The organism is Candidatus Saccharibacteria bacterium, from assembly GCA_016699955.1.
Classification (GTDB): Bacteria; Patescibacteriota; Saccharimonadia; order Saccharimonadales; family UBA4665; genus JAGXIT01.
In genome coordinates, this window is sequence record CP064993.1 from 683,052 (window position 1) to 702,365 (window position 19,314).

Annotated in this window: 17 protein-coding genes; 12 read left to right on the top strand and 5 right to left on the bottom strand. The window is 47.6% G+C overall.

From position 1 onward, the window contains the following. Positions 1-30 precede the first annotated feature (30 nt). The 4 genes from ftsE (at position 31) to IPL85_03500 (ending at position 5,093) form a co-directional block, all read left to right on the top strand. A complete protein-coding gene (gene ftsE / locus IPL85_03485) occupies positions 31-702 on the top strand; it encodes a cell division ATP-binding protein FtsE (protein ID QQS19325.1) in 672 nt (223 codons plus the stop codon). A gap of 136 nt (positions 703-838) precedes the next feature. Continuing rightward, a complete protein-coding gene (locus tag IPL85_03490; GenBank protein QQS19326.1) occupies positions 839-1,699 on the top strand; it encodes an ABC transporter permease in 861 nt (286 codons plus the stop codon). Positions 1,700-1,869: 170 nt separating this feature from the next. Continuing rightward, entirely contained in the window at positions 1,870-3,039 is a 1,170-nt protein-coding gene (locus tag IPL85_03495) for a CHAP domain-containing protein (protein QQS19327.1), read from the top strand. A 53-nt stretch (positions 3,040-3,092) separates the two neighbouring features. After that, positions 3,093-5,093: a C39 family peptidase gene (locus IPL85_03500; GenBank protein QQS19328.1), complete on the top strand. Its 2,001-nt coding sequence runs from the start codon at positions 3,093-3,095 to the stop codon at positions 5,091-5,093. A 42-nt stretch (positions 5,094-5,135) separates the two neighbouring features. On the opposite strand, the gene IPL85_03505 is transcribed toward IPL85_03500, so the two are convergent. After that, a complete protein-coding gene (locus IPL85_03505) occupies positions 5,136-6,146 on the bottom strand; it encodes a peptidoglycan bridge formation glycyltransferase FemA/FemB family protein (GenBank protein QQS19329.1) in 1,011 nt (336 codons plus the stop codon). A gap of 62 nt (positions 6,147-6,208) precedes the next feature. On the opposite strand from IPL85_03505, the gene IPL85_03510 reads away from it, so the two are divergent. The 4 genes from IPL85_03510 (at position 6,209) to IPL85_03525 (ending at position 11,439) form a co-directional block, all read left to right on the top strand. Beyond that, positions 6,209-7,426: a S41 family peptidase gene (locus IPL85_03510; GenBank protein QQS19330.1), complete on the top strand. Its 1,218-nt coding sequence runs from the start codon at positions 6,209-6,211 to the stop codon at positions 7,424-7,426. Between the two features lie 79 nt (positions 7,427-7,505). Beyond that, positions 7,506-9,122 (top strand): CTP synthase, encoded by a 1,617-nt coding sequence (locus tag IPL85_03515; GenBank protein ID QQS19331.1) that lies wholly within the window; start codon positions 7,506-7,508, stop codon positions 9,120-9,122. 186 nt (positions 9,123-9,308) lie between these two features. Next, positions 9,309-9,701, top strand: coding sequence for a response regulator (locus IPL85_03520; GenBank protein ID QQS19332.1), 393 nt, complete (start codon positions 9,309-9,311; stop codon positions 9,699-9,701). Between the two features lie 124 nt (positions 9,702-9,825). After that, a complete protein-coding gene (locus IPL85_03525; GenBank protein ID QQS19333.1) occupies positions 9,826-11,439 on the top strand; it encodes a hypothetical protein in 1,614 nt (537 codons plus the stop codon). 115 nt (positions 11,440-11,554) lie between these two features. On the opposite strand, the gene IPL85_03530 is transcribed toward IPL85_03525, so the two are convergent. From IPL85_03530 to IPL85_03540, 3 genes are all read right to left on the bottom strand, one after another. Then, a complete protein-coding gene (locus IPL85_03530; protein QQS19334.1) occupies positions 11,555-11,827 on the bottom strand; it encodes a 50S ribosomal protein L27 in 273 nt (90 codons plus the stop codon). A 179-nt stretch (positions 11,828-12,006) separates the two neighbouring features. Beyond that, positions 12,007-12,684, bottom strand: coding sequence for a queuosine precursor transporter (locus IPL85_03535; GenBank protein QQS19335.1), 678 nt, complete (start codon positions 12,682-12,684; stop codon positions 12,007-12,009). Between the two features lie 16 nt (positions 12,685-12,700). Then, on the bottom strand, positions 12,701-13,852 hold the full coding sequence (locus IPL85_03540) for a hypothetical protein (protein QQS19336.1): 1,152 nt from the start codon (positions 13,850-13,852) through the stop codon (positions 12,701-12,703). 90 nt (positions 13,853-13,942) lie between these two features. Here IPL85_03540 and IPL85_03545 point away from each other — a divergent pair, with 90 nt between their 5' ends. From IPL85_03545 to IPL85_03560, 4 genes are all read left to right on the top strand, one after another. Then, positions 13,943-15,004, top strand: a complete 1,062-nt coding sequence (locus tag IPL85_03545; GenBank protein ID QQS19337.1) for a flippase-like domain-containing protein — start codon at positions 13,943-13,945, stop codon at positions 15,002-15,004. A 143-nt stretch (positions 15,005-15,147) separates the two neighbouring features. Next, positions 15,148-16,290, top strand: coding sequence for an exodeoxyribonuclease VII large subunit (gene xseA, locus IPL85_03550; protein QQS19338.1), 1,143 nt, complete (start codon positions 15,148-15,150; stop codon positions 16,288-16,290). Next, positions 16,290-16,493 carry an exodeoxyribonuclease VII small subunit gene (xseB, locus tag IPL85_03555; GenBank protein QQS19339.1) on the top strand — a complete coding sequence of 68 codons (204 nt, stop codon included), beginning with the start codon at positions 16,290-16,292 and terminating at the stop codon, positions 16,491-16,493. The genes xseA and xseB overlap by 1 nt, the downstream gene beginning before the upstream one ends. After that, positions 16,494-16,970 carry a class I SAM-dependent methyltransferase gene (locus IPL85_03560; GenBank protein QQS19340.1) on the top strand — a complete coding sequence of 159 codons (477 nt, stop codon included), beginning with the start codon at positions 16,494-16,496 and terminating at the stop codon, positions 16,968-16,970. Here the strand turns inward: IPL85_03560 and IPL85_03565 are convergent. Next, entirely contained in the window at positions 16,967-19,228 is a 2,262-nt protein-coding gene (locus IPL85_03565) for a polyprenyl synthetase family protein (GenBank protein ID QQS19341.1), read from the bottom strand. The genes IPL85_03560 and IPL85_03565 overlap by 4 nt on opposite strands. Between the last annotated feature and the right edge of the window lie 86 nt (positions 19,229-19,314).

Sequence of the window (19,314 nt, forward strand, 5' to 3'; positions counted from 1 at the left end):
AACAGCATAACCATGATATACTAGGAAACGATGATTTTGTTGGATCGGGTTACGAAAACATATGGTAAAACGCTAGGGACTGCATTGGACCGAGTTAGTTTACATGTGGAGCCAAAAGAGTTTGTTATTGTGGTAGGTCAAAGTGGCGCAGGGAAGTCGACACTCTTAAAATTGTTGACACGCGAAGAACGACCTACGAGCGGCAAAATTATTGTCGGAGGCATAGACTATGACAAACTGCCCGATAAAGATATTCCACTGTTACGGCGTAAAATAGGCGTTGTTTTTCAGGATTTCAAGCTACTTCCCAACCGTACGGTGTTTGAAAATGTCGCTTTTGCACTTGAAATTGTCGGAGTGAGCACAAAAGAAATAAACAACACCGTGCCACGCGTACTAGATATTGTAAACCTAAAAGACAAAGCTAAGCGCATGCCCATAGAGCTTAGTGGTGGTGAACGCCAACGTGTCGCAATTGCTCGCGCTATTGTACGGCAGCCGAAGATTCTCATTGCCGATGAGCCGACAGGTAATCTTGACCCAAAACACGCCTGGGACGTTATTACAATCCTTGAAAAAATTAACCGCTACGGCACTACAGTGTTACTGACGACACATAACCAAGAAATTGTCAATAAGTTGAAGCGGCGAGTGATAACAATCAAAAATGGCCAGGTTGTGAGTGACCGTGCCAATGCATAGTATAATGAAAAAGTACCGGCGAAGGTGCCAACGGGTCGGGGCATGTAGTATGGGTAGACGTATCATAACTACAGGTAGGATTGTACGAACAGGATGTATTTATTTTGTGCGGAATGCTTGGCTTGCAGTTGCAGCTATGGCAACCATGATTATTACGCTGACAATCATTATGTTTTCTATTATTCTCAATGCGACATTCAATAATCAGGTTGACCAAATAACAAGCAAGATAGACATATCGGTATACCTTAAAGACACAGTTACAACGGCACAGGCAAAGACTTTTGTGGCAAATGTCGAAAAATTGCCTAACGTGGAATCAGTCACGTTCCTTGACAAGGCTGCAGCCCTTAGGGCATTCATTAAACAAAATGCTGGCAATGATAAACTGCTGGCGGCGGTAAATGAAACTGACAATCCATTGCCGGCAACAGTGAAAATCAAACCACGAGATCTCAACAAAATGAGTGACATTCGTTCGTATGTGACTAAACCCGAATGGCAAAAACTTCAATCGGACCCAATATCTGACAGCGGAGAGCGTCGAACCACTATCGACAAAATTACACATGCCACGAACATCCTGCAGCGAGCTGGTGTTATAGCCGTCGGAGTGTTTGCGCTCATATCTGTTCTGATTATTTTTAACACGATTCAGATGGCAATTTTTAACAGACGTGATGAGCTTCAAATTATGCGCTTGCTAGGGGCAAGCACCGGCTACATACGTGCGCCATTCGTGGTGGAAACCATAATTTACGGAGTGCTTTCCGCTATCATATCTATCCTGATTATCAACGCGTTGTTTATTACTGCTTCAAGCTCGTTGCAAGCGACAAGCTTGGGACTTCTCGACATTTCATATAGCCAGCAGTATTTTCAGGAGCATTATTGGCAGCTGTTGCTCATGCAGCTCATGCTTGGTATACTGATAGGTGCTGCTTCTTCAGTCATAGCTACGCAGCGATATCTTAAATTCAAAACGCCAAAGAAATAACACCACCTTCGCGCGACAAAATCATCGCGCGGGGGTTACTTAGTCTCTCGGCATAAACGGGCAGGCTGACGAAAGATAGACAAAACTACAACAATATAGAGTAAGGGGAGGGTTTATAAGTCTTGCATAATTGTGATATCATAAGCATGTTCATAAAAACATACAAAAATATGCATAAAAAAATCTCTCATATGTCTTCTCGTCGTCTACCACGCCCCGTGCAAGCGTGTCTGTTGGTAGCAAGCTGCCTACTATTGGTTGCAGGAACGCTTATTCCGTCATGGCGACATCTCGTCTGGGCAAATGATTACCAGGCACAAATAGATGCCTTGCAGCAACAAAACAGCGTAAACCGATCCGTTCTCGGTGAGCTAGAGGCCGTGGCAGAAAGCTACACAGACGTCATACGCAAGCTTCAGCAACAAATTGACTCGCTTCAGGCCTCAATAAACACGAACCTCGATTTGCAGGCTCAGCTACAACGGCAAATTGCGGAAGCACAAGCCGAGATAGATCGTCAAAAGGCAGTTTTAGCTGAAGACGTTAAGGCTATGTACGTAGATGGCACGCCAAGTTCACTTGAAATGCTTGCCAGCAGCCGGGACTTTAGTGATTATGTCGACAAGCAAGAGTACCGTTCCCGAGTTCAAAATAAATTGCAAGATACCCTGAAAAGAATTGCAGAGCTTCAAAAACAGCTACAGGTGCAAAAAGCAAAAGTTGAGCAGCTCGTTAAAGAAATGCAGATTCAGCAATCACAGCTGAGTGCCGACCGTGCAAAACAGTGGGAACTGTTAAACATGAATGAATCAAATCAGGCTGAATATGATGCGCAAATAAAAGCTAACAATAGCAAAGTAGCACAGCTACGTGCTGAACAGGCCGCTGCAAACCGACGTCTTAGCGGCGGTACGGCAGGAGGTGTCACCGCAGGGGATCCAGGCCACGGCGGGTATCCAGCTTATCTTGATTATGCAGCGCAGGACAGCCTTGTCGACCCATGGGGCATGTATAACCGCGAGTGCGTGAGCTACACTGCCTGGAAAGTATTCCAAGCCTACGGCTACATGCCGTATTGGGGAGGAATCGGTAACGCCAACCAGTGGCCGGGTAACGCCGCTCGAGCCGGCATACCCACTAGCTCAACACCTCGTGTCGGCTCTGTAGCAGTATGGAATGTAGGCTACTACGGGCATGTCATGTGGGTTGAAGCAGTCAACAGCGACGGCTCAATCTGGATTAGTCAGTACAACTACGATTTTAACGGCCATTACAGTGAAATGCTTGTAAGCGCGGGCATGGCCTCAAACTTGACCTACATCTATTTCGACCAAATGTAGCCGCTTAAAAACAAGTATTAAGTGAGTATCGGCGCTCGCATAAAAAAATAAAAATGACTCACAAGACTATACCCATCAAACATACAGGGAAGGCATATCATATTACGGTAAAGGTTCACGATAAGCCACAGCTGCATTCACTTGTTCGTACAAAAAATGGCCTGATAAAAATGCGTGCTTTTGGCCTGCGCCTGCAGAGGGTATTTGTTGCGGCATCACTAAAAACAAAAAAATATCTTCATAAGTCGGCTGGGAAAAAAGTGATTTTTCAAGCTGGTGTCATACTGTCATTAGGCTTACTTGGTACATTTTCTTTGCAAGTTGTGGCCTACGCGCATACAGCCGTAGAAATTCAGCCGATAGTGAACCATGCGCATAATAAACCAGTGCGCATAGCGTTCAATCGTGTGGTTCGCGGCTCTTTGAGCTACGCATGGCAGGAAAACATAGCCGGGTCGTGGTTGCCAGAAAAAACTTTTGCGGGCGTGCGAGCACTGGTTTTTACGCCGAAGGATCCTTTGACACCAGGTTCGGTTTTGCATCTGAAACTTAAAAACGTTCAACCTACAGCAGACATTATGAGCAACACGCCCTCCGAGCAACTCGTAGCGGTAGTTGTAGAGCGGGCTGCAGCCATCGTATCGCAAACCCCAGCAATAAATGCTCAACAGGTTCGGGTTAGCACCGAATTATCACTGAAACTGAGCACCACTAACAGAGGACTCCGCACGTTCGTACTCGCTGGCGATATCCCGGTAGTGTCGCCAAAGCCATCCGGTCGAGACGATACGGTTTTCTCCTGGAAGCTCGCGGGCGAATTGGCCCAAGGAAAAACGTATCACGCTGAGGTTCGTGATACCCAGCAGACCGAAGAGAAGCAAGTGGTAGCAGTTTTTCATTTCACAACCGTTGCTGAACCCTCTGTTAGTACAAATGTTTCGGGCTATATTAAACCAAACCAAACCATAACTGTTGATTTTGATCAGGACATGGTTCAACATGACAAAGCTGTAGTTTTTGCAATGCCCGGCAAGGGTGCTTGGCAAGGCTCTCGGCAGTACGCGTTCACGACCAGTTTTGTAGTTCCTGGTACAACGTACAGCTACAAAGTTATCTCGGGTACGCAGTCTGTGCATGGTGGTGCCTTAAAAACTGATAAAATATTCAATGCTCAAACACCAGGGGCAGTAAAAGTCGTTGGCTCGCAGCCGAGTGGTAGTCGAATTCCACTAAATAATTCCGTAAAAATTACCTTTGATCAGCCCGTCGACCATGCGAGTGCAGAAAATGCCTTTAGCATATCTCCTCAAGTCAACGGCTCATTTAGCTGGTCGGGCAACACAATGATTTTTACGCCGTCAAGCTATGGATATCAAACGACCTATACCTACGCTGTTGCGCCGGGGATTAAGCCAGTTTTTGGTTTAATGGGCGTTGGGTATAGCAAGCAATTTATAACTGTCTACGAAGTACGTAAACTGAATGTCCCGTTTTTCCGACAGGCTCATGCGCTAAGTTGCGAAGCGGCCTCACTACGGATGGCTTTGGCTTACTACGGGGTCGGAACGAGCGATGACGAAATTCTTGGACGGATTGGTTATGCCCCACAGCCTCGTGACACGGCTACGAACACATGGCAGGATCCAAACGTTGAGTTTGTGGGCGATGTAAACGGGAAAATTAATGTGACGGGCTGGGGGGTATACGCCGGCCCTGTTGCTCGGGCTGCTCAGTCGTTTGGCAGAAGTGCAGATGTTATTTATAGCCCATCCGCTGCAAGCGTTGCGTCGGCAATTTACGCTGGAAGACCGGTCATCATGTGGGGTGTTATGGGCACGAGTGCGATCGATGATAGCTGGAACACAGCCACTAGCGGAGTTGTCCATGCGGCAAAAAACCAGCATGTGCGACTTGTATACGGCGTTGAAGGTTCGGCCGAAAACCCTGCTGGGTTTTACCTAAATGACCCCTTGCGGGGTAGTGTGTATCTTACGGCAGGGGCACTTCAAGCCAGTATGAACGCTGGTGGCCGACAAATTTTAGTTGTGTACTAATCGGGGCGCCGGCAAACCTACCATACACAGCTAAGTCTGCAGCTAATGAAGTATTTTATACATTTTAAAAAGGAAATATTTCCATGGTTTGTATACGAAATCAATGGGGTTGGCGTGTTCGACTAGTTGTCCGCCAAATCGTTTTTTAAATCCGGTTACGCCGCCAAGGCCTTGGCTTTTGACATTATCCGTCACGCCACCAAAATTGAACAGGGTACAACCGTGTTTTACGGCTTCTTGTAGAGCAACCCATATAACCATGTAAGCTGGGGCAATTTTGCGAAAGTCATTGCTTGAGCCACCAAAAACATAGTGCGCTTGAGCATCGTACAACACAAATAATCCTGCCGCTGCTGGCTTTCCGTCTATGGTGATTATCACTACAAAACCTTCTTCATCTGTAAGTGTTTTGAGGTACGATGCGTAGTACGACTTGTCAAAAATAGCAAACCCGTCTCGTTCGGCAGTCGCCTGCATAAGGCTAAAAAATGTTTCAAGTGGTGCTTCGCTAGGTTTGTATGTTTTTGTGCTAGCGTTGGCGCGTTCGGCAAGTCTCACATTGTAACGGGCATGTTTATGAAAACCCATCCAAAGAGCTTCTTTGCTACCCGTGATGTCGAGCACCCATTCAGCCCGTGGTTGCAAGCTAGCAGTGCAGGCTAGTTTACTTGGGATGGGCTTTTTTATAGAGATAGATTTAACCTCGTCGCTGTCAAGCCGAACAAACGTTAGGTTGTGTTTAGCCGCAACGGTGCGGAAAAACGTGTCCAAATCGCCAATGATTTCCTTGTCCAGGGTACGACAGATTGGCCCATATGGGCAGTAAAGGAAGTTTAGACCACCCGCGGCACCGTAGATGACTCCAAGGCCGCAACCAACCACTTCGTCTAGACGAGAAATGGTGAAATAAATTACGTCTTTGCCACTAGTCGCCTGAAGATTCCCATAAAAAGGCGCCTGCAGGAAGGAAACCGGCTCGCTTAGTACATCAGTGACTGTCTTGCACGCTGCGGTATATGTTTCAATCGAACAGGTCTGAATATTGTAAGGCATGCTGATATTGTAACGCATCCGGCTGGAGCTGCACCCGTAAAGTAAGGTATACTGTTAAGCACATGCAAAGAGCGAAGAAGTGGTCAAAACCAGGAGCAATATTTACGTGGAAGCGTTTGGCGATTACATGGGTGCTGCTGGCTGTATTTGCCGGCGGTGTTATAGCAGGCCAGAACGGTTTAATTTCGTCGAAAGAACCCTATGCATCACGCACTCGTTTGCCCAAAGTACTCAATTATTCACAAATTGACGAGGTATATCAGGCACTCAAGAACAATTACAACGGTGCTCTGACTGAAGAACAGGTGCTTGAGGGTTTGAAGCATGGCTTAGCAGGGAGTACCAACGACCCCTATACTGAATTTTTTTCTGCCAAAGAGGCAGCGGAGTTTCAGAATGATTTGCAGGGTACCATTACTGGTGTGGGGGCGAAGCTCGAGCTAGATCAAGATAAAAATATTGTGATTGTAGCGCCGCTTAGCGGGTCTCCGGCGGAGGCAGCAGGGCTTCGCGCAAAAGATATTATTATTGCAGTTGACGACAAAACTAGTTATGGCATGACGGCTACTGAAGCGGTTCTGAAAATTCGCGGTCCTAAGGGAACGAAAGTTAAGCTAACAATTGTTCGTGACAAAAAAGAACAACTTGAGTTTACTATTACTCGCGACGTCATACACGTGCCGTCAGTTGAGTCGAAGGTGCTTGAAGGCAATGTTGGGTACTTACAGGTTAGCCAATTTAGCGACGATACTGACGAGCTCGCCGAGGCAGCAGCTGAATCGTTCCGTGAAAAAGGTATCCGAGAAATTATTTTGGATTTGCGTGACAACCCAGGGGGAGAGGTGGCTTCGGCGGTTGGGTTAGGCGGCTTGTGGCTGCAAAAAGGCCAGATAATTGTGCAACAACGACGAGGTGACACAACGTATGCCACAGATACCGTATCGAACATTACCGCACCATTTAAGAGAATGAAAACGGCGGTACTCATAAATGGGGGTTCGGCATCGGCCTCAGAAATAGTTGCCCTGGCGCTTCGCGACCATCTTGGCGCACGTATCATTGGCGAAAAAAGCTACGGGAAAGGTGTTGTGCAACAGCTGGTGCCATTTGATGACGGTAGCTCTCTGAAGGTAACGATAGGCAAGTGGTATTCGCCAAAAGGTACCAACATAGATAAAAAAGGTATTACCCCCGACCAGGAAATCAAACCGACAGAAGAAGATATCAAGTCAAAAAATGACGTCCAGCTCAAGGCCGCAACCGAATGGATTAGGCAATAATACCGGTTGGAGCACAACAGGTTGCATCTGGTAACCGAGCAGCGTATCATAAGTGGGATAAACAGAGAGGATTAGGCGCGTGAGTGATAAGCAAACAAAGTTTGTGTTTGTAACAGGTGGTGTGCTTTCCGGGCTTGGCAAAGGTATTACAGCCGCTTCCATTGGTAACTTGCTCAAGGCTCGCGGCCTTTCCGTAAATCTTCAAAAATGCGATCCGTATCTAAATGTCGACGCAGGCCTACTCAATCCGCGCGAACACGGAGAATGTTTTGTAACAAAAGATGGTGCCGAAACCGACCTCGATCTTGGCCATTATGAACGATTTCTCGACCAAGAGTTGACGCGTGAAAGTTCGCTCATGAGCGGCCGAGTGCTGCTTGGGGTTATTGAGGCCGAGCGCAGCGGCAAATACGAAGGCAATACGGTGCAAATTATTCCGCACGTGACACGGGCTATCCAGGATCACATATTGAAGGCATCGGACGGGTTTGATGTGCATATCGTCGAAATTGGCGGCACGGTTGGAGATTATGAGAGCCTGTCGTTTGTTGAGGCTATACGTGAACTAGGTATGCGCGTAGGGCGGAACAATTGTCTTTTTGTACACGTTGTGTACATGCCGTACCTGGGTGCGAGCCATGAGTTTAAAAGCAAGCCAGCCCAAAATTCGGTACGTGAGCTGCGTGGTCTAGGTATAGCCCCAGATATTTTGGTTTGTCGCAGCGAGTCGCAAGCACCGGAAACTGTCAAAGACAAACTGAGCCTTTTTACTGGTGTCCAGCCAGAGGCAATTGCACTGCTTCCGAACGCGGAAAGCATTTACCAGGTTCCTCTAACCCTAGAGGACACAGGCATAGCCGATGTAATTTGCAAGCAGTTGGCGTTTGATGTGGCCAAGCCAGATTTGCGTGACTGGCGTGGTGTGGTAAGCAAGGCGTTGTCAAAATCAAGCAAAACAGTAAAAGTGGGTGTGGTGGCAAAATATCTCGATAACGCCGACACCTATATGTCGGTATTTGAGGCCATACGTGCTGCCGCGTGGGCAAACGATGTTTCGGTTGATATCAGCTGGATAGACGCGCCCAAGCTGGAAACTGCCACAGATGACGAACTGGCAGCAGAGCTGCAAGCTGTCGACGGTATAGTTGTGCCTGGTGGTTTTGGTACGCGGGGCGTCGAGGGGAAAATTCGAGCCGCACAGTACGCGTTGACTCACGGGTTGCCGTACTTGGGTCTTTGCTATGGTTTGCACATGATGGTCATAGCGGCGGCACGGTTGCACGGCTACGCCGACGCAAATACGACTGAGGTAAACCCCGCAACCTCCGCGGCAGTCATAGACACGATGGAAGGCCAAAAGGGCAAAGAAAACACCGGTGGTACCATGCGCCTTGGCGACTATGCGTGTCACTTTGAGTCTGGAAGCCTGGCTGCAAAGTTGTACGGTACGCAAGATATCGTCGAACGACACAGGCACCGTTATGAAGCAATGGGCAAGTATGTGGGTGAGTATGAAAGCTGGGGGATTCGTGCCAGTGGCATTAACCCAGACAATGGGCTAGTAGAGGTCATAGAAGGTGTCAACCATCCTTTCCTGATGGCTAGCCAGTACCACCCCGAATTTAAAAGTCGTCCTAATCGCCCGCACGCGATGTTCGCCGGCTTCATCGCCGCGGCCGCTGGTAGCACTAAGTAGCGGCGGTAACTTTTTCACGCCACGCATGCATGAGGGAAAGTGTTTCCCACAAAGGGAGCATCGATTTGTGAGATTATGGTCGCACAACTGACATGCTGGGATAGTCCCTCAGGCCTCGGCTTTTATTATCGCTTGTCTCCAACTCTGTGCTTGACTCATGTAGCGCAGAGAAGTACCATTAGCAGTATGGATGATACTGCAACACAAAGACCGAAGAAAATACTACTGGTAGAGGACGATGATGCGCTTGCTAACACCTATATAACACGCTTGCAGGCCGAAGGCTTTGACACCCGACGCGTTGCAAATGGTGAAGACGCACTTGCAGCGGCTCGTGAATACAAACCAAACCTTGTTGTACTCGACGCCATGATGCCTAAAATTAGTGGCTTTGACGTGCTAGACATACTTCGCAATACCCCAGAAACCGCAAACCTAAAAGTCGTCATGCTCACCGCTCTCAGCCAAGAGAGCGACAAACAGCGGGCTCAAGGCCTCGGTGCTGACGACTACATGGTAAAAAGTCAGGTTGTCATGAGTGATGTTGTAGACCGCATAAAATTCCACCTCGGCGTGTAGCTAAACCAGTCGAATTTTTATCCTGCCAGACCCTGAAAGGGGTTTTTCTTTGTATTACAGCACCCGAACATTGACTTTTTATAAAACTTGTGCTAATAATATATACAGGAAACAAAACAAAAAAATGTCAGAAGTCGTAAAAATAAATGAGCAGGTTGATTATGAGTTAGCACCCAGTGCCGATTATCAAGCAATGGTAGCTAATGGCCTCAAGGGAAGTGCTGAGCTTGGCTTTTATGTAGCTGATTCTCTTGCCGTAACGGTAGGGTCTGAAACGGTAACACCAGAAATAGAAGAACAGGCTAGAGAAGTTACGGAGCTGACGGCAAGTATTGCACGAGACATGCAGTTAAATGGCAGCTTTTTCGAAAGACCAGCAAACACGATTATGTTAACCGCAATTGCAGATTCTTGGTTTAGAAACGAAGTGGCTGCTGCTGATCCAAATGCGGATAGGCCTAGGATAATCGCGGAACGCGAGGCGCTTGTCGATATAGCCAGCATGCTTGCCGGTAAGCAAGCGGGTACGGTTCGGGATATTGCTATCGCTGACCCTACCAGCTGGCATCGTTACATAGAAGGTGCTTCTGATCCCGACCAAGTCGAACGAGATATGTTCGTGGATAGTCTTGTAGACCCAGTACTGAGTGATCGAATTCAAAATATACTTACGATGACGGGAGAAGGGTCATTTCTTGATGCACAAAGAAAAGCCCTAGGTGTAGAGGGCGAGAACGAACAAGCCTTTAGAGTTAGGGTCCTCTCAGTAGCCGAAAGTGTAGATATCTATACAGCTCACATTCAGCCCGAACCCCAGTATCCCGATTTGGGTTGGGATTATCGTGAGCATACAGATGATGAAAATGCGGCTCATTCCGCAACCTTAGATGAGGCAATCAAACAGAGTGAAAGGAATTCGGCTGCAACAAAATTGCTTACAGACCCTTATGATGTGTATATGAAACGTTTTGGTGATAAATTTGGTGGATTACAGCCCGCATTCGTAGATATAAATGAAGACAAAATCCCGCAGGTCTATCTTCGTGCTCCACAGGCATTGGCAATAATAAAGTATTTTAATAACGAACAATTTCCAGAAGGAAGCTTGGAACGAAGAGATGTTGAGGATATTTTCGCAATAGTACGCCATGAATATGGCCACACGCAAAAAAATATGACGTTTGGTGTACATAATCAGCTAGGATTGATGGTTGAAGAAAGAAAAGCTGAATATATCTCTGGCGATAAACAAGGCTATCAGGATGTGAAAAATCTGTTTACGGATCTTTCATTTGCGACAGGTGTTTCGGTTACCAAAGATATTCTTGCTGATGCATTAAAACAGGGAGATTCGCTTTCTGCCTTTCTTGCTCCTGCAGCTCAAAAAATCGGCATGCGCAACGCCATGCTACTAATGGCGCTGAAGCCATTACCGTATGAACGATACCCTCAACAAGCCAAGGAGTTTGTTGATTTGAGCAAACAACAGAGACCGACAGACGCCTCAAGTCTAGAGATACCAGTAAGGGAAACTCTAGAGAAGTTAGGCCATGAGAAAATGGACGGGGCAATCAATAAATGGATGCGTGATGTGGATGAAAATAGTGCGAATGGTCTCGACGATTTTCATGAGGAATGGTTACCTTCGTATAGACGACATCACGGCATGGGTATTAGTGCGGCAAAAATTTCTAAAGCTGTTAAGGAAATTCGTGCCGCGAAAAAGGCGCCGCAGTAATTGATTTTAGTATAGACATTAGCGCAAGTGAGCTATTGATTTGACCTTTTTCGGTGTAGCACGCATGGCCAGTGTTTTAGCATTTATGTATACAAGCTTGTAGAATTGGTGTGTTTTATTCGACGGTGACTTCGGTGCGACGGACTGAGCGGCCAGAGAAGGTGCGCACTTTGCGGCTTGCCATTTTCACGGTGCCGTCTTGGGCGGCATGGATGGTAAAGTTGCGGCTCATGCTCGTGCCTTTACCAGCGCGCTTGCTTGCGCCTACCTGGCGAACAATAACTTGACCGGTTTTGACTACTTGACCACCAAATAGTTTGACACCTAGGCGTTGGCCTTGGCTATCGCGGGTATTTTTACTTGTACCACCGGCTTTGACATGTGACATATTTGCTCCTTTAGCGCGGCCATAAATGCTGCGCGGCGCCTTACACTGCATCCACCATTGGCAGGGCCTTGACGGTGGTTTAAGTGACGCATTAGATTTGTTAAAAATAAAGCCGGAGTAGTACTCCAAACCTCAATTCTTAGGGGATTATACGCTAAACGACCCCTGAAAGTCAACGGTTATCGGGATTTGTCGGTGCGGAGGAAGCGAACACCGGCGTAGACAAGTGGAGTTGTCATGAGCGATAAGCCGCAGCGCAACAGCCAGTACGGTATGAGCAACCCAATTATAAATGAAAGATTGTCTTTAAAACCGACGTTGAGTGCGTAAAAAGCGGCCGTAAGAAATACGGCTGAATCGACAAATTGCGAGACGAAGTTAGAGGCGTTGTTGCGGAACCACAGTGCCCGTTTATGCATGCGGGCGCGCAATTTGGCAAAAATGGCAATATCAAGAAATGCGGAAGAGGCAAAGGCAATCAAACTTGCTATAGACATACGAATCGAGTCGTGAAAGATACTATCATAACTGGCTTCATTTCCAGCTGAACGAGCGGATGGTGGCAGGGAAGTTGCCAGCGTGGTGTAGAAGATGAGTAGTACAATCACTGCGAGGCCGGTGAGTACCATACTGCGAGCGCGTTCTCGGCCACGAACTTCAGTCACAACATCGGTAAGTGTGAAAAGAAGTGGCATGAGAAATATTGCTACACTAGCGCGGACAGTGTAGTCGCCTAGGCTACCAATGACAAAAGTCTTTGCGCCCATCAGTTCGGCTGTCATGATGCCAAAAATGTAGAGCGCAACAACTAAATCTGCTGGCCGTATTAATTTTTTCACCTCTGTTAATTTCATCATAGGCTTGTAGTTTACTCTACTTTTTCTGCAATGTCACGAGTTCACGACCGACTATTTGCCCCTCGCGGTGGTATATGAGATCTTGTGCCAAAGCGTGCTTGAAGTGAATGCGCTCAAATTCCATATCACTCAAGTGTTGAATTAGCGGCAGATGCTTTTGTTCGCGACCGTCAAACCAACAGGGTACAGCGAGGCATAGACGGGTTTTTGATTTAAGTTGTGGGGCAATGTTTTGCAGAAAGCGTTTGAGTATGAGGTTTACTTCACTAATGGTTTGCGCGAGAATGGCGCTGCTCGGTTGCTCGGTGAAAGGTCTCCCCAGGTATGTTTCGCATGCAACGTAGTCTATTGGTTGCTGCCAGACATGTGTTGTCGCATCACCTATTTCTATAACAGGCCTGGGAGCAGGTAGCCGGCAGGTTGCAAGCAGCCACTCTATGTTTTGTTGAGAATATGCCACCATCCGCTCTTCTAAATCAGACCCGTAAGCTGTAAATCCCGACAAAATAGCTTCTTGCAGAATAACGCCTGTTCCACAGAACGGATCAAGGATTTGGGCACGCTGCTTTGCTTCATTTGCGCCATTGTATGGGTGGGCGGGTTGTGAAGCCGCTGCGAGGTTTATGATGATCTGGGCTAGTTTAGGTGGCAGCATGCCGACACGCGCGTCTCGTTTTGGTCGTCCGCGGTCGCGAAGCGTGTAGCTGGCGATGTCTTGTACACAAATAGTTTTTGCAATGTATGTCTTTTCGGAGTCAGCAATAAGAAGGAGCTCTGCGCCGTTTGGCGTAACCAGTCGATTGTGAATGACTTGGGCAGTGCCTAGCTCGGTCTCATTGTTTGGTACAAGCCGTACCGAACCCTCATACCGTGAACGAATCACTTTTTTTAGGGTGAGACCAAGGGCATTTAGTTTTGCGGGTGATATGTCGAAACCGTAGGCAGACAATCCCAGGTGAAACTTGCCAGAGGTCGGAAGGGCAAATGCGGTGGATTTGGCTAGTTCAATAAGCGATTTTTCGACTTGCTTCCAGCTGGTGCCAGACATTTCTCCGAGAACTGCCGCTAGGCGAGTACTGCCACCGAGCCGCAGAAATTCAATTTGTTGTACGTCAAGCGACATCCCAGCGGCATGCCCTTTGTATCGGTACGACGGCACTCGGGCCATATAAGCTCTCGAGCTCAGCGAGACCCAACGCCGGCTGTCTCCCCAAAATGCAAACAGATTGAATCATGCCTGTATAATAACATGTAGTATATGGCAGAGACTTCCTTTATGCGGCGAAACTGGAAAGTGTTACTAAACGTAGTGACGGTGATTGCGTTGGTTGTGCTAGTCGTAGCTATACGTGATCAGTTTAAGGCCACTTTTGAAAATTTGTTCAAAGTTCACATCTGGGTGCTTTTGCTAATCCCGGTGATACAGGCGCTCAATTACGATGCCCAGACTCGTCTGTACCAAGATTTGTTTGCCATAGTCGGGAACAAACTCCGCTACAAGGAGCTGTATAAAAGTGCGCTGGCTCTGAACTACGTCAACACGGTTTTCCCCAGCGGCGGTGTGAGCGGAATATCCTATTTCGGCGCACGGATGAAAGGCACTGATATTACTGGGCCGAAAGCATCTGCTGTGCAGCTCTTTAAGCTTATTTTGTATTTCTTAAGTTTTGAAGGGTTGATTATGGTGGGTGTGTTTGCCTTGGCGTTGCAGGGTCAGATGAATAGCCTGGTACTACTGCTGGCAGGCACAATTTCAACAGTGGTCGTTATAGCAACCGCGGCGATGGGTTTTATCATCAGTAGCAAGCGGCGGATTTCCGGATTCTTTGCGTACATGAGTGTATTATTGAACCGAATTATTCGTGTTGTTCGACCAAAGCACAAAGAGACAATCAAAATTGACCGCGTCAGGCGGGTTTTTGACGACTTGCATGAAAATTATATGTTGATGACGCGCGATTTGCGTAAGCTGAAACGGCCGCTTTTCTTTGCTATGCTGGCCAGTTTTTGGGAAGTGCTGACAATATATGTTGTGTACGTGGCATTTGGAGAATGGGTTAACATCGGCGCTGTTATCTTGGCTTATGCGATTGCAAACTTTGCAGGGCTTATTAGCGTGCTACCAGGCGGTATAGGCGTTTATGAAGGGCTAATGACTCTGACCCTCACGGCAACCGGTATACCGTCACGCTTAAGCCTGCCGGTAACAATTATGTACCGCATACTTGCTATCAGTGTTCAGCTTATCCCTGGGGCATACTTTTACCACGAGCATTTGGGGCAAAAAGAACCACCGACCATCGAAGTCAAAACAGATTAACAGATTGTTGTCTCTTTTGGTCGCATGACTAAAACTCCTCACCCCTCAAAGCATTGCTCTCGCTTGCTGGCACCTTAGGAGCCAACAGTAGTGCTTACACCGAGCTGGGGTTATAATGTTGACATGATAATGGGTGTTTCACTGTGACAGCACATAGGCCAACGGAGGACCTGGTTTTTTCGGTCAGCGATTTTGTCGCGGTACTCAACCAAACACTCGAGTTCGCCTACCCATATGTTGCGATTGAAGGCGAACTGACCAATTTCCGAGTGAGTAAAAACCGATGGGTGTTTTTTGACCTCAAGGACGAAACGGCAAGTTTGAAATGTTTTGCAACGGTTCGTGAACTTCCGGGGCCGCTCGAGGATGGGATGGTTGTGAGGGTTGAGGGCTCGCCGCGTTTGCACCCGCTGTATAACTTTAGCATTCAGGTACAGGCTATACGGCCCCTAGGGGAAGGCTCACTGAAGCGGGCAGCTGATTTGCTTGCTTCCAAGCTTGAAAAAGAAGGTCTTTTTGACTCAAGTCGAAAGCGTCAACTGTCATACCCACCGCGCAGGGTTGCGCTAATTACGGCGGGTGACTCGGCAGCTTATGCGGACTTCATAAAAGTAGTGGGTGCGCGGTGGGGTGGTTTACGCATTGACCAGTACAATGTTCTCGTTCAAGGCGAACAAGCCCCGGGTGAGATTATTGCCGCACTTAAAACTGTGAACGAGTCAGATACACCGACTGATGTGGTTGTCCTGATTCGGGGCGGCGGCAGTGTTGAAGACCTGGCCGTGTGGAGCGATGAACGTGTTGTGCGGGCGATTGCGGGCAGTCGGGTACCCACACTAGTTGCCATAGGTCATGAAATAGATGTGTGCCTGGCCGAACTTGCGGCCGATTGTCGGGCAAGCACGCCAAGTAATGCGGCTGAGTTGCTTGTACCTGATCGGAAAGAGGAACTACGACACCTGCGTGCGTATGAGCAACGTCTGAATGAGCAGTTAGCGCAGGGAATCATGCGCCGCCGAACGGGATTGGTTATGCTCGCCGAACGGCTTGACGAAGAGCTAGCCGAGGTATCAAAACACGCCCGGCAGCGGCTTAGTGCCGCTCAGTCACTGTTAGCCGCGTATGATCCAGACCGCCCGCTGCGGCAGGGGTATGCGCTCGTACGTGCCGGTACGCACCTTATTACCCGAGCAGCTCAGTTGCACCCCGGCCTCGAAATTGAGGTAAAATTGATAGATGGTACGGTGACATCTCAGGTGAAATCTATAACGACTAAGGAGAAATAATGAGTAACAATTTTATGCAATTTGATTACGCTGCAAAGACTGCAGAGCTGGAGGATATACTGGCACACTTGCAGGCAGAGGATATCCAGCTCGATGAAGCGCTGAAGCTGCATGCCGCAGGGAAGCTATTGATAGCCGACATAGAAGACTACCTGAAACAAGCCGAAAATGAAGTGACAAAGCAGCTAGCGAAAGGTGCATAGGTGGATTTGGTTATCGGAATAATCCTAGTCGTTCTATTGCTGTTTGGTTTAGCGGTGTTCTTTGGTGCGCCGTACTTGCCGACATTAACACCTCAGGTGAAAACTGCGCTTGAACTACTTAACCTCAGGCCAGGTCAAACTTTACTTGAGCTGGGTAGCGGAGACGGGAAGGTTTTGTTGGCGGCTGCACAGGCTGGATATCACGCGGTTGGTATCGAACTAAATCCATTGCTTGTGCTTGTTTCGCTGTGGCGAACTCGGCGCTACAGAAAGCAGGTCAGGGTAATGTTGGGCAACTTTTGGAATGTTACGTGGCCTTCCGCTGACGCAGTCTTTGTGTTCCTGCTTGACCGCTACATGCCTAAGCTTGATAAGCGAATGAGTGAGTATAAAAAACCGCTAGCAAGCGTGGCGTTTAAGATGCCAGGTAGGGCTGTTACAGCAGAGAAACAGGGGGTATTTCTTTATTTGTATTAGCGCCGACGATTTGCGAAGTAGCGTACCGTGCTGGCTAGTAATCCTGTGGAAAATGGCAATTCATCTAAAGCCTTGATTGCAGCATCAAGATGATAATCACGTAAAAATTGAGCTTTTGTTACGTCACCGAGTGTAACGACAGTAGACTTTTCATTGTCTTGCTGGCTATCTTTTCCGAGTATGGAGGCTGAGCCAGTCGCGTCCAAGATGTCATCCTGGATCTGAAAGACAATACCGGCGTGGTATGCATAAGTTTGCATGAGTTCAATTTCTACAGGTGGTCGCTGTTCTAACATCATCAGAGGAACTAGAGAGGCGTCTATGAGAGAGGATGTTTTAAGGGCATACATTCTTATGATTTCCTCTGTTGTAGTGGCACTTGAAGGGGTAAGGTCAATATTTTGTCCTTCGCACAGATCCTTGCCAATTTTGCCTGCAATGTAAGCGATAGTTTCTAATACTTTTTCTGGTGGGTAGTGTTCCTTCAGCTGAGTTAATTTCAGGTAAACAGAATCTATCAAAGCTATGCCAGCCAGTTGTACTTGAGACTCGGGAAAAACATGATGGGCAGCTGGTTTACCGCGGCGTGTCTTTGCGTTATCTTGCGCGGGAAGATCGTCAAATAGGAGACTAGATGTATGAGCCATTTCTACACCGACAAGGCACGGTTCAACCTTTTTATGGTCAATACCGAGAGAATCCGCAAGCATCAGTCCTAGCATAGATCTAACACGTTTACTTTCGCCACGGAGAGCATAGCGAACAGTTTCATGGATTGCGTTATTGCCCACAAATTCTTGCAGTATCAGATTCTCGATGTAATTACTGTTATCCAAAAAATATGTTCGCGGGTCGGTATTTTGTAGTGAGCGCGTACTCAACCTTTTGGTTACATCATCCAATATAATTTTTTCATTTCGGGTTAATCTCCGTTTCGTTGGGGGATCACAGGGAAGCTGCCCGACAGTAGCGAGCCATGCGCTCAATGGCCCGTCATCACCGAAGGTATTTTCCATGGCTGCTATTCTGTCAGGCTGTCCCAAGAGCGAACGTGCAAGTTCAAGGCTACCATACCTGCCTAGTATCTGTTCGACGCGAGGGGATCCATTGTAGCAACGTTGTGCAATATAGGGGTTTGAAGCAAAGTAGACCAGCAGGGGGTTGAGTTGTTCCGTCCCTTTTTGGTATGTGGTGAACGGAGTCAAGCGCCCCGCGGCGTTATCATCAAAATAATCCCGAAAATCATCAAGCAATTGGTTACGCGTCAGCGAGTATAGAAGTCGTGTTATATCATCATGAATAGGAGCGTAATTTGATAGAAGATGCGCGACTACACGGGATAGTCCGGCTTTCATGGCAATAAGTGGGTACATCTTGTCGAGATGATCACCGGTAGCTTCTAGATGCTGGGCGGTATACATCGAAAGCAGGGCGTCATAAAGATGTTGATTTGTCTCGAACGGGTAGTGCGATCGTAGGCCATCATAAACACTGAGTAGTTCTTCTGCGAGCGGATGATCGGGTATATCGCGCAAAGATATGTCTTGACCGTCCGAAAGCCCATTTACAATACTGCTATGGGCGCGTTCAGCCAGTCGCGCGGGGATAATACTGCTGTCATGTAAGACATCGTCAACTATTGGGTATGTTGCCGCATAATAATATGCGCCTGGGATGGCCGCTAGCACTGCAGTCTTTCTCTCGACCTTTGAAACGATTGCAGGATGCATTGCCGTGATAGAAAGTACTCCCAGGATCGTGCGGGCAACTTTCCCCATAGCGCCTTGTTCCACAGTCTCCCTGGGGAGGATAGAGTGTAAATACTTCAGACGCTCTTCGAGCCACCCAACTTCTGGAACCTGTCTTGCGTCGGAAACTATATCAGCAAGAAATGGTGGCAGCTCGTCTTGGTCGTTTCTGATTTTTTTGGAATTCTGAACCAATCTTAGTATTTCATGCGCAGTGGCTGACTTTCGTATGGTATTACTGGCAGTTCGAGCATCATCGGTCCCTCGATTAAGTAGGGAGAAGTAGATTACCTCGTCCATTCTCGAACGTTTTTCCGGTCTATAATCCGGCGCTTGTAACGTTGCCGTATCGGTGACGATGCTGGCGGTTATCTTGGGGAGGTGCTGGTTAGTCCAACTAGTCAAATCATCACTTATGGTCTGGCATGTCTCCATAAGTACAGGAAAGTGGTATGGCCGCTGGGAAGGAAAGCCAGGAGAATTTGAAAGATTATGCGGCGGTTCAGCCATAACAATAAACATAAAACATAGTAGTTAATAATACAATAATATATTTAACGTAAGTACATTCGAAGGTTGCATCATATGACCATGAT

Coding starts and splice junctions, on each gene's coding strand:
- IPL85_03520 (QQS19332.1), top strand. CDS start 9,309: ATGGATGATACTGCAACACAAAGACCGAAGAAAATACTACTGGTAGAG.
- IPL85_03505 (QQS19329.1), bottom strand. CDS start 6,146: ATGCCTTACAATATTCAGACCTGTTCGATTGAAACATATACCGCAGCG.
- IPL85_03540 (QQS19336.1), bottom strand. CDS start 13,852: ATGGCCCGAGTGCCGTCGTACCGATACAAAGGGCATGCCGCTGGGATG.
- IPL85_03510 (QQS19330.1), top strand. CDS start 6,209: ATGCAAAGAGCGAAGAAGTGGTCAAAACCAGGAGCAATATTTACGTGG.
- xseB (QQS19339.1), top strand. CDS start 16,290: ATGAGTAACAATTTTATGCAATTTGATTACGCTGCAAAGACTGCAGAG.
- IPL85_03525 (QQS19333.1), top strand. CDS start 9,826: ATGTCAGAAGTCGTAAAAATAAATGAGCAGGTTGATTATGAGTTAGCA.
- IPL85_03495 (QQS19327.1), top strand. CDS start 1,870: ATGCATAAAAAAATCTCTCATATGTCTTCTCGTCGTCTACCACGCCCC.
- IPL85_03490 (QQS19326.1), top strand. CDS start 839: ATGGCAACCATGATTATTACGCTGACAATCATTATGTTTTCTATTATT.
- IPL85_03535 (QQS19335.1), bottom strand. CDS start 12,684: ATGATGAAATTAACAGAGGTGAAAAAATTAATACGGCCAGCAGATTTA.
- IPL85_03500 (QQS19328.1), top strand. CDS start 3,093: ATGACTCACAAGACTATACCCATCAAACATACAGGGAAGGCATATCAT.
- ftsE (QQS19325.1), top strand. CDS start 31: ATGATTTTGTTGGATCGGGTTACGAAAACATATGGTAAAACGCTAGGG.
- IPL85_03565 (QQS19341.1), bottom strand. CDS start 19,228: ATGGCTGAACCGCCGCATAATCTTTCAAATTCTCCTGGCTTTCCTTCC.
- IPL85_03530 (QQS19334.1), bottom strand. CDS start 11,827: ATGTCACATGTCAAAGCCGGTGGTACAAGTAAAAATACCCGCGATAGC.
- IPL85_03545 (QQS19337.1), top strand. CDS start 13,943: ATGGCAGAGACTTCCTTTATGCGGCGAAACTGGAAAGTGTTACTAAAC.